15 protein-coding genes are annotated in these 16575 nt (G+C 72.8%); 7 read left to right on the plus strand and 8 right to left on the minus strand.

Annotation, left to right across the window (positions count from 1 at the left end; translation table 11 throughout):
* Positions 1 to 72 precede the first annotated feature (72 nt).
* From BLW86_RS19335 to BLW86_RS19345, 3 genes are all read left to right on the plus strand, one after another.
* Positions 73 to 543 carry a hypothetical protein gene (locus BLW86_RS19335; protein ID WP_093875190.1) on the plus strand — a complete coding sequence of 157 codons (471 nt, stop codon included), beginning with the start codon at positions 73 to 75 and terminating at the stop codon, positions 541 to 543.
* Positions 544 to 712: 169 nt separating this feature from the next.
* On the plus strand, positions 713 to 1387 hold the full coding sequence (locus BLW86_RS19340; RefSeq protein WP_093878744.1) for a GntR family transcriptional regulator: 675 nt from the start codon (positions 713 to 715) through the stop codon (positions 1385 to 1387).
* Positions 1384 to 2679: an MFS transporter gene (locus tag BLW86_RS19345; protein ID WP_093875191.1), complete on the plus strand. Its 1296-nt coding sequence runs from the start codon at positions 1384 to 1386 to the stop codon at positions 2677 to 2679. Before BLW86_RS19340 ends, BLW86_RS19345 begins: the two co-directional genes overlap by 4 nt.
* Positions 2680 to 2767: 88 nt before the next feature.
* On the opposite strand, the gene BLW86_RS19350 is transcribed toward BLW86_RS19345, so the two are convergent.
* Entirely contained in the window at positions 2768 to 3595 is an 828-nt protein-coding gene (locus tag BLW86_RS19350; RefSeq protein WP_093875192.1) for a maleylpyruvate isomerase family mycothiol-dependent enzyme, read from the minus strand.
* Between the two features lie 155 nt (positions 3596 to 3750).
* Between BLW86_RS19350 and BLW86_RS19355 the strand changes: the two genes are divergently transcribed.
* Together BLW86_RS19355 and BLW86_RS19360 are read left to right on the plus strand one after the other, a co-directional pair.
* On the plus strand, positions 3751 to 4554 hold the full coding sequence (locus BLW86_RS19355) for a carbon-nitrogen family hydrolase (RefSeq protein WP_093875193.1): 804 nt from the start codon (positions 3751 to 3753) through the stop codon (positions 4552 to 4554).
* Between the two features lie 303 nt (positions 4555 to 4857).
* Positions 4858 to 5973: an SMI1/KNR4 family protein gene (locus BLW86_RS19360; RefSeq protein WP_093875194.1), complete on the plus strand. Its 1116-nt coding sequence runs from the start codon at positions 4858 to 4860 to the stop codon at positions 5971 to 5973.
* A 22-nt stretch (positions 5974 to 5995) separates the two neighbouring features.
* Here the strand turns inward: BLW86_RS19360 and BLW86_RS19365 are convergent, their stop codons facing one another.
* The gene (locus BLW86_RS19365; protein ID WP_093875195.1) at positions 5996 to 6604 is read right to left on the minus strand and encodes a hypothetical protein; all 609 of its coding nucleotides are present in this window, start codon (positions 6602 to 6604) and stop codon (positions 5996 to 5998) included.
* A gap of 152 nt (positions 6605 to 6756) precedes the next feature.
* Here BLW86_RS19365 and BLW86_RS19370 point away from each other — a divergent pair, with 152 nt between their 5' ends.
* Positions 6757 to 7953, plus strand: coding sequence for a trans-sulfuration enzyme family protein (locus tag BLW86_RS19370; protein WP_256341352.1), 1197 nt, complete (start codon positions 6757 to 6759; stop codon positions 7951 to 7953).
* A gap of 49 nt (positions 7954 to 8002) precedes the next feature.
* On the opposite strand, the gene BLW86_RS19375 is transcribed toward BLW86_RS19370, so the two are convergent.
* The 3 genes from BLW86_RS19375 to BLW86_RS42070 are packed head-to-tail and all read right to left on the minus strand — an operon-like array spanning position 8003 to position 9534.
* Positions 8003 to 8494, minus strand: coding sequence for an LURP-one-related/scramblase family protein (locus BLW86_RS19375; protein WP_093875196.1), 492 nt, complete (start codon positions 8492 to 8494; stop codon positions 8003 to 8005).
* Positions 8495 to 8525: 31 nt separating this feature from the next.
* Positions 8526 to 9275 carry a bestrophin-like domain gene (locus BLW86_RS19380; RefSeq protein WP_093875197.1) on the minus strand — a complete coding sequence of 250 codons (750 nt, stop codon included), beginning with the start codon at positions 9273 to 9275 and terminating at the stop codon, positions 8526 to 8528.
* A 1-nt stretch (position 9276) separates the two neighbouring features.
* Positions 9277 to 9534 carry a hypothetical protein gene (locus tag BLW86_RS42070; RefSeq protein WP_093875198.1) on the minus strand — a complete coding sequence of 86 codons (258 nt, stop codon included), beginning with the start codon at positions 9532 to 9534 and terminating at the stop codon, positions 9277 to 9279.
* A gap of 1372 nt (positions 9535 to 10906) precedes the next feature.
* On the opposite strand from BLW86_RS42070, the gene BLW86_RS19400 reads away from it, so the two are divergent.
* Entirely contained in the window at positions 10907 to 12700 is a 1794-nt protein-coding gene (locus BLW86_RS19400; RefSeq protein ID WP_093875200.1) for an NHL domain-containing thioredoxin family protein, read from the plus strand.
* On the opposite strand, the gene BLW86_RS19405 is transcribed toward BLW86_RS19400, so the two are convergent.
* The 3 genes from BLW86_RS19405 to BLW86_RS19415 form a co-directional block, all read right to left on the minus strand.
* Positions 12701 to 13045 carry a hypothetical protein gene (locus tag BLW86_RS19405; RefSeq protein WP_093875201.1) on the minus strand — a complete coding sequence of 115 codons (345 nt, stop codon included), beginning with the start codon at positions 13043 to 13045 and terminating at the stop codon, positions 12701 to 12703.
* A 52-nt stretch (positions 13046 to 13097) separates the two neighbouring features.
* Positions 13098 to 14405, minus strand: coding sequence for a M18 family aminopeptidase (locus BLW86_RS19410; protein WP_093875202.1), 1308 nt, complete (start codon positions 14403 to 14405; stop codon positions 13098 to 13100).
* Between the two features lie 150 nt (positions 14406 to 14555).
* Positions 14556 to 16385 carry an acyl-CoA dehydrogenase gene (locus BLW86_RS19415; protein ID WP_093875203.1) on the minus strand — a complete coding sequence of 610 codons (1830 nt, stop codon included), beginning with the start codon at positions 16383 to 16385 and terminating at the stop codon, positions 14556 to 14558.
* Positions 16386 to 16575 lie beyond the last annotated feature (190 nt).

Genomic DNA, 16575 nt, shown 5'->3' on the forward strand with positions numbered 1-16575 from the left:
GCCGGGTTCGCCTGTTTCACGTGAAACATCCGGTGGTGGCATCAGCCACCACCGGATGTTTGGGTTGAGGGCATGGACCTCCCCCTCGAACCGCCCCACGGCGCCGGGCCCGTACGCCTCGGCATGACCCTCGACGAGGCGGTGGCGGCCGTCTCCCCCTGGGGCGAGCCCCGGGTCCGCACCCGCCCGAACCGCGTCCTGGTGACGGTCTCGACCGCCTGCGACGGGGTCGGCGTCGAGGTGCTCCTGGAGGAGCGGGACACCGTCACGGCCGTCGAGCTGTGGTGGCCGGGGGAAGGGCGGGACACCTCGACGCGGGTGCTCCTGGCGGGCGCCGACGTGTTCCGTACCCCCGCCGACGAGCTGCTGAAGGGCCTCGCGGCGCACGACGCCGACGGCGAGGACCCGTTCGTCCCCGGGCTCTCGCTCGGCTTCACCCGCCGCACCTCCCAGGAGGTCGCGCGCCGGCCCGACGGCCTCCCGGTGTGCTTCACCTCCGTACTCGTCGGCGGCGAGGACTACTACGACTTCCGGTTCCGGTGAGAAGTCCAGGACCACCACCACTTCCGGCTCCGGTGAGAAGCCCAGGACCACTGCGATCTCCGGCGCCGGTAAGGGAGTCCAGGACCGCTGTGACCTCCGGCTCCCGGTAAGGGGTCCAGGATGCGGACGCGGCTGTCTGTTGCACCCCTGTTGTATCTATGCTGTGCGCATGCCATCTGCGCCAGCGGGTCCCGCCCCCCTGCCCACCAAGCAGCCCCCCGCGGCCGACCGCGTCTACATGCACGTCAAGCAGGCCGTACTCGACCGGCGCTACGAGGGAGGGACCCTCCTCACCGAGGGCGAACTCGCCCAGGCCGTCGGGGTGTCCAGGACCCCCGTCCGCGAGGCGCTGCTCAAGCTGGAGATGGAAGGGCTGCTGAAGCTCTACCCGAAGAAGGGCGCCCTCGTCCTCGCCGTCTCCGCGCAGGAGATCGCCGACGTCGTCGAGACGCGGCTGCTCGTCGAGGAGTTCGCCGTCCGCCGGGCGGTGCCCCCGCCCGCCACCCTGGTCGCCCGCCTCGAAGAGCTCCTGGAGGAGCAGAAGCGGCACGCCGAGGCCGGTGACCTCGCCGAGGTCGCCGTCACCGACCGCTGCTTCCACGCCGAGATCGTCAAGCACGCCGGCAACCAGATCCTCGTCCGCCTCTACGACCAGCTCCGCGACCGCCAGCTGCGCATGGGCGTCGCCGTGATGCAGTCCCAGCCCGACCGCGTCGCCAAGAACATCGCCGAGCACGCCGAGATCCTCGACCGCGTCAAGGCCGGCGACGTCGAGGGCGCCGCCCACTGCGTCCGCCAGCACCTCAGCTGGGTCAAGGTCCTGGTCCGGGGTGAGGACCGATGAGCCCGGTCAGCCTGCCCGACGATCCGCCCGGCGGCCGCCGGGCCGCCCTCGTCTGGGGCGTCGGCGTCGCCGTCTACTTCGTCGCCGTCATCTTCCGCACGTCCCTGGGCGTCGCCGGCCTCGACGCCGCCGACCGCTTCGACGTCAACGCCTCGGCGCTCTCCACCTTCTCCATCCTCCAGCTGCTCGTCTACGCCGGCATGCAGATACCCGTCGGCCTCATGGTCGACCGGCTCGGCACCAAGAAGGTCCTGGCCCTCGGCGTCGTGCTCTTCACCGTCGGCCAGCTGGGCTTCGCGCTCTCCCCCTCGTACGGCACGGCGCTCGCCTCCCGCGCCCTCCTCGGCTGCGGCGACGCCATGACCTTCATCAGCGTCCTGCGGCTCGGCAGCCGCTGGTTCCCCGCCCGCCGGGGCCCGCTCATCGGCCAGGTCGCCGCCCTCTTCGGCATGGCCGGCAACCTCGTCTCCACCGTCTTCATCGCCCGCGCCCTGCACGGCCTCGGCTGGACGACCACCTTCGTCGGCAGCTCCCTCGCCGGCGTCGTCGTCCTCGTCCTGCTGCTGCTCTTCCTCAAGGACCACCCCGAGGGGCACGAGCCGGAGCCGGCCAGGCACGCCGGTGCCGCCTTCGTCCGCCGCCAGATCGCCGAGTCCTGGCGGGAGCCCGGCACCCGGCTCGGCATGTGGGTGCACTTCACCACCCAGTTCCCCGCCATGGTGTTCCTGCTGCTCTGGGGACTGCCGTTCCTCGTCGAGGCACAGGGCCTCTCCCGGTCCACCGCCGGGACGCTGCTCACCCTGGTCGTGCTGTCGAACATGGTCGTCGGCCTCGCGTACGGGCAGATCATCGCCCGCCACCACGCGGCCCGCGCCCCGCTCGCCCTCGGCACGGTCGCGGCCACCGCCCTGCTGTGGGGCACGACCCTCGCGTACCCCGGCGACCACGCGCCGATGTGGCTGCTCGTCACCCTCTGCCTGGTCCTCGGCGCCTGCGGGCCGGCCTCGATGATCGGCTTCGACTTCGCCCGCCCGGCCAACCCGCCGGAGCGCCAGGGCACCGCCTCGGGCATCGTCAACATGGGCGGCTTCGTCGCCTCGATGACGACGCTGCTCGCCGTCGGCGTGCTGCTCGACGCGACCGGCGACGACTACCGGATCGCGTTCTCCTCGGTCTTCGTCCTGGAGGCGCTCGGCGTCGTGCAGATCCTCCGCCTCAAGGCCCGCACCCACCGCAGGGAGAGGGAACGGCTCGTCGCCAGCCGCATCGAGGCCGTGCACGTACCCGTATAGAGAGTGCCGCGATCTACCGGGCCGACACCTACCAGGTCGACACCTACCAGGTCGACATCTACCGGGTCGACATCTACCGGGCCGGCACCTACCGGGGCGTCACCGCGAAGTTGTCCAGGATCGCCGCCGCGAGGTCCGCGTCGCCCTCGGTCTTGACCCGGTCGGCCACCTCGGCCGGCCGGACCCGGCCGCAGGCGAGGCGCACGAACGTCTCCCAGTCCGTCGCCAGCGTCACCGCGGGGCCCAGCGACGGCGCGCCGTCGATCGAACCGCGGCCCTCCGCGTCCACCCGTACCGTCCGCAGGAACTCCACCGGACCGGTCACGTCGAGCACCACCGCCGAGGACGGGGGCGCCCCGGCGTCCTTGGCGACCACGTCCGGCAGCGCCTCCAGGAGCACGTCCCGGGCCACGAGCGCCCCGGCCGAGTCCAGGTTCCCCGGCACGCCCAGCGCCGTCCGCAGGTCCTGCTCGTGCACCCACACGTCGAAGGCCCGATCCCGGTAGGCCAGTTCGAGGGACTGCTCGGCGCCCAGGGGAGCGCGGATCAGGTGCTCGGGGGAGCGGTTCTCGTTGCGGAGCTGGCGGGCCCGCCGGATGAGGATGTACTCCAGCTCCGAGGTCATCTCCGGGGCGGTGTGGTGCCGCCGCACATCGACCTGGACCTCCATGTAGCGGGCGAAGTCACTGCGCACGTGGTACAGGTCGCGGGGCAGGGAGTGGATCGGCCGCGGATCGCCGAGCATCTCCGTCTCCATGCCGATCACATGGGAGACGATGTCCCGCACCGACCAGCCGATGCACGGGGTCGGCCGGTTCCACTCGCCCTCCACGAGCGGCTGCACCAGCTCGGCTATCGCCTCGATGGAATGGGTCCAGGCGTCGGCGTAGTTCTGGAGGCTGGGATGGACGGTCACGGGACCCCTCGGCGGTTCTTCGGTGCGCGGGCTGAAAACACGACTGGGTGGGAGGCTCGGACGCTAAGTTACGCTGCCCGAAGGCACCCCGGCAGTGCTTTCGTGTGACGATCGTAGGCCGGTGTGGACGGCCCGAATGCCAGGACGGTGGTAGTGTGCGCGCCTCGCTGATCCAGATCGCGGTAGACCCGGACGAACCGGTCGATGCCCGTCGCGCCCGTGCGGCGCGTCTCGTACGGGAGGAATCCGGCCACGCCGACCTCGTGGTCCTGCCGGAACTGTGGACCGTCGGCGCCTTCGCGTCCGACCTCTTCGCCGCCGAGTCCGAGCCGTTGAACGGCCCCACCCACCGGGCGATGGCGGAGGCCGCCCGCGACGCCGGGGTCTGGCTGCACGCCGGCTCCTTCGTCGAGGCGGAGGGCGGCGCCCTCTACAACACCTCGCTCGTCCTCTCCCCCGACGGCGAACTCGTCGCCTCCTACCGCAAGATCCACCGCTTCGGCTTCGACAAGGGCGAGGCCGTGCTGATGGCCGCAGGGGAGGACCTCGTCACCGTCGACCTGCCGCACCTCACCGTCGGCGTCGGCACCTGCTACGACCTGCGCTTCCCCGAACTCTTCCGCGGCCTCGTCGACGCGGGCGCCCAGGCCTTCGTCGTCCCGGCCGGCTGGCCCGCCCGCCGCCGCGCCCACTGGACCCTCCTGGCCCGGGCCCGGGCCGTCGAGAACCAGGCGTACGTCCTCGCCTGCGGCACCGCCGGCACCCACGCGGGCGTGGAGCAGGCCGGGCACTCGATCGTCGTCGACCCCTGGGGCGAGACCCTCGCGGAGGCCGGCCCGGACGAGGAGGTCCTGCGGGTCGTCCTCGACCCGGCGAAGGTCCGGACGACCCGGGAGGAGTTCCCGGCGCTCAAGGACCGGGTGCTCGGAGTCGCGACACCACGCAACCGCCGGGCCTGAGACGCACACCCCGAGGCCCGCCTCCCGGGCCCGAGGCCCGCACATCCCGCGACCCGCCCACCGGGCCCGAGGCGCGCACCCCGGCAGGCCCGCCCGCCACCGGGCCCGAGGCGCGCACCCCGGCAGGCCCGCCCTCCTGGGCCTGAGACGCGCCCCCGCCACGTCCGGGCCCCGACACTGGCACGGCCTCCCCAGAGGCCCGCCCGCCGGGCCCGAGACGCCATCCGCCGCGCCCTGGCCCCGGCCGGGACGGTCTCCCGAGAGGCCGCCCGCCGGGCCCGGACCTTCTTCGAGAGGCACCTCGTGAACGACCAGGAGAAGGCGGCCGTCGCCGCCTTCGCCGAGCTCTTCGGACCGCCGCCGGAGGGACCCGTGGCACCCGTCGACTGGGACGCGGTCGAGGAATGGCTGGGGCTGCGCCTGCCCGCCGACTACAAGGCCGTGGCCACCGCCTACGGCCCGCTCGACATCGGCGAACGGCTCTGGCTGCACACCCCGTTCACCAGTGACGCGCGCCTCTTCGACTACGGCGGCTTCGTCGAGCAGGGACGCCGGGCCGCACCCGGCGTCCTCCCCTTCGGTGCCACCCGCATGTCCGACACCCTGTACTGGGACACCACCGCCTCCGACGACCCGGACCAGTGGCCCGTCGTCGTCCACGTGCAGAACCTCGCGAACGCCGGCAAGGACCCCTGGCTCCGCCCCGGCACCACCCTCCTGCCCACCCTCACCGGCTTCGTCGCCGACGGCCTGCGCCCGCTCCTCGCCCGCAGCGGCCTCGCCGGCGGCGAACCGTCCGCCTGGACCCCGCCGCCCCGCCGCCCCGCACCCACCCCCGAACAGCGCGCGGCACTCGCCGGCGGCAGCGGCCTCGACACCCTCGCCGCGCTCGTCCCGCCGCCCGCCGAGCCGTACCTCGGCGAGCAGAGCTGGGAGTGGCTGTACGAGCGCCTCGGCACCCGCCTCCCCACCGAGTACGTCCGCCTGATGGAGACGTACGGCGGCGGAGAGTGGTGCCAGTGGCTCCGCTTCAGCCGCCCGCTGGGCACCGGGCACTACGACCTGGCGGGCACGGAGGAGTGGTACGGCGACGCCTACCGGAGCCTGCGCGCCGACCACCCCGAGTACCACCCGCTGGCCGTCCGGCCCGAGCCCGGCGGCTTCCTGCCCTTCGCCGACACCATCGACGGCGACCAGCTGTGCTGGCTCACCGAGGGCGACACCCCCGACGACTGGCCCCTGATCGTCATCCCGCGCCACGCCGACCAGGGCCCGCCGCTCACCGGCACCCTCACGGAGACCCTGCTCGCCTGGCTGCGCGGCGAACTCCGCACGGAAGGCCTCCCCGGCCTCGTACGCCCCCATGAGGACCCGCTGGACGTCATCGACTTCGAGCCGTACGGCTCGAGGGCCGACTGAGCCCGGGACCCGACGGGCGGCTTCAGTAACCGGCCTCGGCCCAGAAGTGGGTGGCCCGGGAGAGCCCCGCCCTCACCGCCCCGATCCGCGTCAGGGCGGAGCGGTCGACACCGGCGAAGACCAGACCGAGGGCGAGGTCCCCGCCCTCGGCCCGCCCCCCGACGCGCACGGAGAGCCCGCGGCCCTTGCCGCGCCCGGTCTCGCGGACGGTGATCGTGACGCCGGGGTCCTCGTCGTCGGCGGCGCGGGTCAGGACGTAGCCGTGCTTGTCGAGGGCGGCGAGCCGGTAGTCATCGCCCGCGTACCGCATCGCCAGGGCCCGCTGCTCCGACGTGACGCCGAAACGGTTCCGCGTCACGTACACCACCCGGTCGCCGACCCGCAGCGTGAAGCGGTTGAGGGTCGGCAGCCTGATCCCCTCGACGTGCGCCCCGCGCACCTCGAAGGAGGCGGTCGGCAGGAGTCCGCCGCGTACCTCCGAGACGATCGACTCGGGAGAGGTACGGGGAAGGGGACAGCTCAGCGTGATCTCGCCGAACTCCGGCGAGACCCCCTTCCAGCCGGCCCGGTGGTCGTGCCGGTTCCCCTCCTGCCACGCCCGGAGGTCGAACGGTGTCACCTGGGTGTGCATCTCTCCGGCTCCGGCTCGTTCTCGATCGTGTCCGCCGCGCGGCCTTCCTCCCCCCCCCGCATGTTTTCGTGGTGACGCACGGGGCGCAAGGCAGAACCAATCCGCCGGGATTGGACCTGGGAAGACAAACGGCCTTTGCGCAGACTGAGTTCATGACCCACGCCGAACCCGTGTCCCCCCGCCCCGAGACCCTCGCCGTCCACCCGCCGCACGTCGAGGTCACGGGCAGCAGGCCCCTCGGCGTGCCCCTGCACCAGGGCCACGTCTTCGCCTTCGGCTCGGCCGACGCCCTCGCCGAGGGGTTCACCTCGCCGGACGCCTTCCTCTACGCCCGCCTCGGCAACCCCACCGTCCGCACCCTGGAGGACGCCGTCGCCCGACTGGAAGGCGGGGCCGCCGCACGGTCCTTCGCCTCCGGCATGGGCGCCGTCAACGGCGTCCTCCTCGGCCTGCTCTCCAGCGGCGACCACGTCATCGCCCAGACCTGCCTGTACGGCGGCACGTACGCCGTCCTCACCGACCTCGCCGCCCGCTGGGGCGTCCACGTCACGTACGTCTCCGGCAACGACCCGGAGGAGGTGCGGGCGGCCCTGCGCCCCGAGACCCGCCTCCTCTACCTGGAGACCATCGCCAACCCCACCACCCGCGTCTCCGACCTGCCCGCGCTCGCCGCCGTCGCCGCCGAGGCCGGGGTGCCCGTCGCCGTCGACAACACCTTCGCCTCCCCGCTGCTCTGCCGCCCCCTCGACCACGGCGCCGACATCGTCGTCCACTCCGCCACCAAGTACCTGGCCGGGCACGCCGACGTCCTCGGCGGCGTCGCCGTCTTCAAGGACCCCGAGCTGTACGACAGGGTCCGCCACCACTCCGTCGAACAGGGCGCGTCCACCGACCCGTTCGCCGCCTGGCTCACCCTGCGCGGCATGCAGACCCTGTCCCTGCGCATGGAGCGCCAGTGCGCGAGCGCCGCCGAACTCGCCGCCCGGCTCGAAGCGCACCCGGCGGTCCAGGCCGTCCGCCACCCGGCCCTCGCGAGCCACCCGGACCGGGCGATCGCCGCACGCCTGCTGCCCGCCGGCGGCGGCGGGGTGGTCTCGGTCGACCTCGCGGGCGGCCGGGAGGCGGGCCGCACCTTCGTCGAGGCGGTACGGCTCGCCTCCCTCAGCGTCTCCCTCGGCGACGTGAAGACGCTGGTCATGCACCCGGCGTCCACCTCCCACCACCAGCTCGACGCGGCGGCGCTCGCCGCGGCCGGCATCGGCGCCGGCACGGTCCGGCTCTCGGTCGGCATCGAGCACGTCGAGGACCTCTGGGCGGACCTGGAGCAGGCACTCGCCAAGGCGGGCTGAGCGCGGGCAGGGACGAAGGGAGGCCCGGCCGAGCGCAGGCCGGCCCGGTTCAGTCCTCCCGTTCCCGCTCCGCCATCCGGATGACGCACACGGCGACCGCGATCTGCAGCGCCGCGTCCGCGTCCTCGCGGACCACGTTCACCGCGTACGTCTCGCGGACGTGGAACCACTGCCGGGAGATGTGGGCCAGGAGCTCACCCTCGTACTCGACGGTGAACTCCCGGTCCAGGATCCGGCCGCTGACGTCCAGTCCGGTCCCGTCGACGAGCGTCACCCGGTAGTGGTTGCGGAGCAGGGAGAGCCGCTTGCGGCGGACGGTCGCGAGCGGCTGCTCGTCCCGCTCGATCGTCATCGCGTCCCGCAGGCTGAACATCTTCTGCCGCAGCGTGACGAGGACCTGCCCGTCGGGGTCCTTCAGCTCCAGGGTGTCGCGCAGCCGCAGGGCCTTGCCGTCGACGAGGAAGGCGTGGCGGCCCTGCTCGTCCTCGATCCAGTAGTCGTCGCCGATCGCGAAGATCTTGTCCCGTACGAGATATTTCACGCGCCTATGTGTGCCCGGCCCGGGGCACTTCTCACCCGAAGTAACGGGTGAACGCGTCCGGTGACGCGCCCAGCGCCGACCCGAACGGCGAGTCGAGCTGATGGATCAGCAGCACCGTGAAGGCGATGAACCCCGAAAGGCCCATCACCATCACCACGTGCGTCGTACTCCTCTTGATCCCGAAGAGGAACATGAACGCCAGGGTCAGGGCGCCGCCGATCAGCAGGCCCGTCCACAGCACGGGGGAGAGCCGCTCCTGCGCCGCCGCCTCCCGGCCCCGCCGCGCGTCGTCGACGTAGCCGAGCTGGGCCAGCACCTCCTGGGCGGCGATCTGCTCCGGCACCCTGGCCGTGTCCCCCACCTCGCCCGCCTTCCGGAGCCGGTCGAGCAGCTGCCATCCGGACGGGTCGAGCGGCTCGCGCTCCGCCATCGCCGGCCACTCGGTGCCGACGACGTGATCGGCGTACGCCCGGGCCGCGTCCCGCAGCGGCTGCCGCTGGGCGGCGGGGAGCGCGTCCGCCAGCAGGTACGTCTGGTGCAGGGCGCTCGCCTCGACCTGGACGTTGTCGGCGGCGTCGCTACGGGTGTCCCAGACGGACACCAGGCAGAGGCCGAGCACCACCGCGTAGAGGACCGAGACCATCATGGCGATGTACTCGGCGACGTCCTCGCGCGGCTCCTCGTCCGCGCCGACCGGGAAGAACCTGGTCTTGGCGACGACGCCGAGGGCGGCGACGAGCGCGACGCCGAGGACGACGACGAGCGTCTCGAACAGGGCCACGTCACTTCACCCGGCTGCCGAGCAGGGCGGCCGCGACGGCCGCCGGGATCAGGAGCAGCAGCAGCATCGCCACGACCCCGAACTCGTGCGCCTCCCGCGCCCGGCGCCGCAACCGCCCGAGAAACCCCTCGTTGTCGGGCACGGCCTCGACCCGCTGCTGCTGCTGCTGCCGGTCGCCGGTCGCGAGCCCCGTCTCCGGTACGTCCTGCGGAGGGCCCACGGGGACGGGGGCGGCGGTACGGGGCGCTGCCGGCGGCACGCGGAGCGGGGCGGTCCGCGGTACGGACGGGGGGAGCGCGGGCGGAGCGGCGGGCGGTACGGCTTGAGGAACGGCTCCGGGAACGGCACCCGAAACCGCCGGAGCACCCGGGGCACCAGAGGCACCGGCGGACCCGGCAGCAGAGGCACCAGAGGCACCGGCGGACCCGGCACCAGCAGCCCCGGCGACCCCGGCGGCCTGCCCGGCCGCTCCGGGAGCTCCGGGAGCTCCGGGAGCTCCGGGAGCTCCGGGAGCTCCGGCCGCTCCGGGAGCACCGGCGGCCCCAGCGGTCCCGGAAGCCCCAGCCATCCCAGAAGACCCGGAAGCCCCAGCCACACCAGCAGCCCCAACAGCCCCAGTAGTGCCAGCGCCCCCAGCCACCCCAGAGCCACCGGCAGCCCCGACCACCCCGGTCCCCCCATTGCTCCCACTCCCCCCATCTCCTCCTCCCCCTGCCCCCCGCGCAGGCGAAAGGACGGTGAAAGCGGTGGAGGAGCGTGCGGTGAGCGTCGGCGCGGGAACGAGAGCGCCCCCGGCGTCCAGGGTCGGGACCCGGTCGCTGCCGGTGGCGAGTCCGGTGCTGCGGTGGGTGCCCGGCGGGCGCCGGACGGTGGCCGTGCAGCGGGCCGAGGCGCCCGGGGGGAGCAGGGCGACGGTCCCGGCGCGCCCGCCGCAGTCGACGGCGCCGGGGCCGAGCCGCAGGGCGGTGTCGACGACGCGTACGGCGTGGAGGGGGCGGTTGCCCCGGTTGGCCACGGTGTACGTGACGGCGGCCCGGCCGCCCCCGACCGAGACCCGCTCGGTGAGCGTGAGGTCCCCGGCGACGCCGGCGTACCCGGAGCGGGCGGTCGCGCTGCTCAGCACGTCGAGGGAGGGGACGTCACCCTGGGCCCGCGCGGTGGCGAGGCGCACCCCGGGCAGGGCGCGGAAACGGGCGACGCACTCCATCTCCCGGAGCGCGGCGAGCTGCTGCCGGGGGCACCGTACGGCCCCGTCGGGCACGCCGGGGTCGACGACCCGTACCCCGTACACCTGCGCCTCGCCCAGGTTCTCCAGCAGGTACCGCTTCACGACCTGCGCCCCGACCCGTACCGTCGGCGGCCGCTCCGCGCTGTCGGAGCGCTCGTTCACGGTGACGGTCATCCGCAGGGCCCCGTCCCCGGCCCCACCGGCCCACGCGTCGGCGCCGGGCAGCGCGAGCAGCACCGCCACCAACAGCCCACCGCTCACCCGACGGCCGTAATAGTCCGATGATCTGCCCGCACGCGTCATGCGCCCCATGCCACCGCCCGCCCCCGGCCCGCCCGGCCCCGGGACACGCCCCGGCCCCCCACCCGGCCCCCGTTTTCCACCCGTACGGCACCCTTGAACCATGAACGACTCCGCGCCCACCCACGCGCCCCGACGTGCCCGTGTCCGTGCCCCCGAGCTGATCGGCAAGGGCGGCTGGCTCAACACGGGCGGAGAAGAACTGACCCTCGCCGACCTGCGAGGAAAAGTTGTTCTGCTCGATTTCTGGACCTTCTGCTGTGTGAACTGCCTGCACGTCCTCGACGAGCTGCGGGACCTGGAGGAGAAGCACCGCGACACGCTCGTGATCGTCGGGGTGCATTCGCCGAAGTTCGTGCACGAGGCCGAGCACCAGGCCGTCGTCGACGCCGTCGAGCGGTACGAGGTGCACCACCCCGTGCTCGACGACCCGGAGCTCGCGACCTGGAAGCAGTACGCCGTGCGGGCGTGGCCGACGCTCGTCGTGATCGACCCCGAGGGGTACGTCGTCGCCCAGCACGCCGGTGAGGGGCACGCCAACGCGATCCGGACCCTGGTCGAGGAGCTGGAGGCCGAGCACGAGGCCAAGGGGACGCTGCGGCGCGGCGACGGGCCGTACGTGGCGCCCGAGCCCGTCGCGACCGACCTGCGCTTCCCCGGGAAGGCCGTCACCCTGGAGAACGGGCACTTCCTGGTCTCCGACACCACCCGGCACCAGCTCGTCGAACTGGCCGAGGACGGCGAGACCGTGGTGCGGCGGATCGGCGAGGGGGTCTTCCGGGAGCCGCAGGGCCTCGCGCTCCTCCCCGGCGGCAAGGTCGTCGTCGCGGACACCGTGAACCACGCCCTGCGCACGTACGACCCGGAGAGCGGGACGATCGAGCTCGTCGCCGGCACCGGGAAGCAGTGGTGGCAGGGGTCCCCGACCGCCGGCCCCGCCCTCGAGGTCGACCTCTCCTCGCCGTGGGACGTCGCCTGGTGGCAGGGCAAGGTGTGGATCGCCATGGCCGGTGTGCACCAGCTGTGGACGTACGACCCGGAGACGCGGACCGTCGAGGTCGCGGCCGGGACGACGAACGAGGGGCTCGTCGACGGGCCCGCCGCCGAGGCCTGGTTCGCGCAGCCCTCCGGGCTCGCGGCCACCGAGGACCGGCTGTGGATCGCCGACTCCGAGACCAGCGCCCTGCGCTGGATCGACACCGAGGGCGTCGTGCACACGGCGGTCGGCACCGGCCTCTTCGACTTCGGCCACCGCGACGGCGCCGCCGACCAGGCCCTCTTCCAGCACCCGCTGGGCGTGACCGCCCTGCCCGACGGCTCGGTCGCCGTCTCCGACACGTACAACCACGCCCTGCGCCGCTTCGACCCCGCCACCGGCGAGGTCACCACCCTCGCCACCGATCTGCGCGAGCCCAGCGACGCGGTCCTCGTCGGCGGTGACATCGTGGTCGTCGAGTCCGCCCGGCACCGGCTGACCCGGCTGCGGCTCCCGGAGGAGGCCGTCCAGGTCGAGGCGGTCGCCCACCGCACGCGGCGTGAGGCCACCGAGGTCGCCCCGGGACGGCTCCGGCTCGACGTCGTCTTCCAGGCGCCGACCGGGCAGAAGCTGGACGAGCGGTACGGCCCCTCGACCCGGCTCCTGGTCTCCTCGACCCCGCCGGAGCTGCTGCTCGGCGGCGAGGGCACCGGAACGGACCTCTTCCGGGAGCTGGACCTGAACCCGGAGGTCACCGAGGGCGTGCTGCACGTGTCCGCGATGGCCGCGTCCTGCGACGACGACCCGGCCAACGAGTACCCGGCCTGCCACGTCCACCAGCAGGACTGGGGCGTCCCGGTGAAGGTCACGGCCGACGGCGTCGCCCGGCTGCCGCTGATCCTCGCCGGCATGGACGGCTAGTCAGCGCACGATCCCCTGGTTCCTGGACGGGCGCCCCGCGGCCCCGTCCAGGCACCCCTCCACCCAGGCCGCCGGGTCGTGCACGGCCCGCTCGCCGCCCATGCCCTGCCGCTCCATGAGCGCGCACTCGCCGGCGAGCAGCGCCTTCGTGCGCGAGCCGTCGATGTCGTAGCCGCGGATCCGCGAGGCCTGGACGAAGCCGCCCTCGTAGGCGATGTCCGTGCCCCACGGGGGCCGCTCGTTGTACTGGCCGATCAGGACGCCCGCCGCCGCCGTGGCGAGCACGACGGCGACGGTGACGCCGACGGCGAACTTCCCCCGCGAGGGGCCCTCATGACGATGCATGAGGACGACGCTGCCAGGCGGGGGCTTTCGCGGATGTTTCCGCGGACGGGACTCAGCCCTCCAGGAACGCCACCAGCGCGTTCGCGAGGAGGTACGGGTCGTCCGCGCCGCAGAGTTCGCGGGCGCTGTGCATGGAGAGGATCGCGACGCCGATGTCGACGGTCGAGATGCCGTGCCGGGCGGCCGTGATCGGGCCGATCGTGGTGCCGCAGGGCATGTCGTTGCTGGAGACGAAGGACTGCCAGGGCACCCCCGCCTTCTCGCAGGCGGCGGCGAAGACCGCGCGGCCGCTGCCGTCGGTGGCGTAGCGCTGGTTGACGTTCACCTTGAGGATCGGGCCGCCGTTGACGCGCGGGTGGTGCGTCGGGTCGTGGCGCTCCGCGTAGTTGGGGTGGACGGCGTGGCCGGTGTCGGAGGAGAGGCAGACCGTGCCGGCGAAGGCGCGGGCCCGGTCCTCGTAGGAGCCGCCGCGGGCGTAGACCGAGCGCTCCAGGACGTTGCCGAGGAGGGGGCCCTGGGCGCCGGTGTCGGCCTCGGAGCCGTTCTCCTCGTGGTCGAAGGCGGCGAGGACCGGGATGTACGGGAGGTCGTCGCGGCCCGCGAGGGAGGCGAGCGCGGCGACGCCGGCGTGGACGGAGACGAGGTTGTCCATGCGCGGGCCGGCGAGGAGCTCGCGGTCGCGGCCGAGGTAGGCGGGGGCGTCGACGGCGTGGACCATGAGGTCCCAGCCGCTGACGTCCTCGGCGTCGACGCCGGCCTCGGCGGCGACGAAGGAGATCAGGTCGCCCTCGTGGACCTGGCCGATGCCCCAGATGGGCTGCATGTGGCGCTGGCGGTCGAGCTTGAGGCCGTCGTTGACCTGGCGGTCGAGGTGGATGGCGAGCTGCGGGACGCGCAGCAGCGGCCGGTCGACGTTGACGAGGTGGTGGCTGCCGTCGCGGAGGGTGAGGCGGCCGGCGAGGCCGAGGTCGCGGTCGAGCCAGGTGTTGAGCAGGGTCCCGCCGTAGATCTCGACGGCGACCTGGCGCCAGCCCTGGGCGCCCATGTCGGGCTGCGGCTTGACGCGCAGGTTGGGGGAGTCGGTGTGGGCGCCGACGATCCGGTACGGGGTGTGGGCGGTGGCGCCCTCCGGCACGTACCAGGCGATGATCGCGCCCCCGCGGATCACGTACTTCCCGCCGCTCGTGCCGTCCCAGGCCGCGGTCTCCTCGACCTTCCGGAAGCCGGCCTTCTCAAGGCGTGAGGCGGCGCTCGCCACCGCGTGGTACGGCGAGGGGGAGGCCGTCAGGAAGGCCATCAGGTCGTCGGTGTGGCCGCGGTCGAAGGGGCCGGCGGTGGGACGGGAAGCTGCGCTGCTCATGGGGTTCACCTTACGCAGGAACCGGATTTCGAATACGGGACCCCGGAAAGGGCGCATCGGGACCGGGCCGGAGCGGATCCGGCCCCGGGCAGCAAGAACGGCCCGCCCCCCTCCCCGGGGACGGGCCGTTCGGTCGGAGCGAGGCGCGTCTTAGAACGCGGCCTCGTCCAGGTCCATCAGCGAGCCGTCGACGGCCTCGGCCAGCGCGCGCTCGGCGGAGACGCCGGGCAGGACGTTGGCGGCGAAGAACTTCGCGGCCGCGATCTTGCCCTGGTAGAAGGCGACGTCCTTGCCGGTGGCGCCGGCGGCCAGCTTCTCGGCGGCGACGGTCGCGCCCTTCAGCAGCAGGTAGCCGACGACGACGTCGCCGGAGGCGAGCAGCAGGCGGGTGGTGTTGAGGCCGACCTTGTAGATGTTCTTGACGTCCTCGCCGGTGGCGGTGAGGTCGGTGATCATCTTGCCGACGATGGCCTCCAGGTCGACGGCGGCCTTGGCGAGCGCGTCGCGGGCGCCGGCCAGCTCCTCGCCGCCGGTGCCGACCGCGAGGAACTTCTTGATCTCCTCGGACAGCGCGTTCAGGGAGGCGCCCTGGTCGCGGACGATCTTGCGGAAGAAAAAGTCCTGGCCCTGGATGGCCGTGGTGCCCTCGTAGAGGGTGTCGATCTTGGCGTCCCGGATGTACTGCTCGATCGGGTACTCCTGGAGGAAGCCGGAGCCGCCGAAGGTCTGGAGCGACTGCGCGAGCTGCTCGTAGCCCTTCTCGGAGCCGTAGCCCTTCACGATCGGCAGGAGCAGGTCGTTCAGGCCGTGGAGCGCCTTGGCGTCCTCGCCGGCCGCTTCCTTGATCGCGATCTCGTCCTGCACGGAGGCCGTGTAGAGGACGAGGGAGCGCATGCCCTCGGCGTACGCCTTCTGCGTCATCAGCGAGCGGCGGACGTCGGGGTGGTGCGTGATGGTGACCTTGGGCGCGGCCTTGTCCATGAAGTTGGCCAGGTCGGTTCCCTGGACGCGCTCCTTGGCGTACTCCAGGGCGTTGAGGTAGCCCGTGGAGAGGGTGGAGATCGCCTTCGTGCCGACCATCATGCGGGCGAACTCGATGATGAGGAACATCTGGCGGATGCCGTCGTGCTTGTCGCCGATCAGCCAGCCCTTGGCGGGGTGCTGATCGCCGAAGGTCATCTCGCAGGTGTTGGAGGCCTTGAGGCCCATCTTGTGCTCGACGTTGGTGGCGTAGACGCCGTTGCGGGCGCCCAGCTCGCCGGTCTCCCAGTCGAACTCGTACTTCGGGACGAGGAAGAGGCTCAGGCCCTTGGTGCCGGGGCCGGCGCCCTCGGGGCGGGCGAGGACGTAGTGGAGGATGTTCTCCTCCATGTCGTGCTCACCGGAGGTGATGAAGCGCTTGACGCCCTCGATGTGCCAGGAGCCGTCCTCCTGCTGGATGGCCTTGGTGCGGCCGGCGCCGACGTCCGAGCCCGCGTCGGGCTCGGTGAGGACCATGGTGGAGCCCCAGCGCTTCTCGACGGCGATCTGCGCGACCTTCTTCTGCGCCTCGTTGCCCTCGGTGTAGAGGATGCCGGCGAAGGCCGGGCCGGAGGAGTACATCCAGATGGCCGGGTTCGAGCCGAGGAGCAGCTCCGCGTAGGCCCAGATCAGGGAGCGGGGGGAGACGGTGCCGCCGATCTCCTCCGGGATGCCCAGGCGCCAGTACTCGGACTCCATGAAGGCGTTGTACGACTTCTTGAAGGTGGCCGGGACGGGCGCGGTGTTGGTCTCCGGGTCGAAGACCGGCGGGTTGCGGTCGGCGTCGGCGAAGGACTCCGCGAGCTCGTTCTCGGCGAGGCGGCGGATCTCGTCGAGGATGCTCTTGGCGGTCTCGACGTCCATCTCCTCGAACGGCCCGGTGCCGTACACCTTGTCGCGGCCGAGGACCTCGAAGAGGTTGAACTCGATGTCGCGGAGATTCGACTTGTAGTGCCCCATGGCGACGGCTCCGTAAAGGCTCGGGGAGGCGGATGTCCTCGTAGACGTACTACCGGTGAGTAGCTCACGCTCTCTACGATGATGCTACCCACCGGTAATAACGGCAACCCCAAACCGGGACCGAAGTCTGTGACGCGCCCCTCAGTCGTCTCTCAGCCGTCTCTCAGTCGCCCCTCGGCCACCCGCCTGA

The sequence above is a fragment of the Streptomyces sp. TLI_105 genome (assembly GCF_900105415.1).
Lineage (GTDB): Bacteria > Actinomycetota > Actinomycetes > Streptomycetales > Streptomycetaceae > Streptomyces.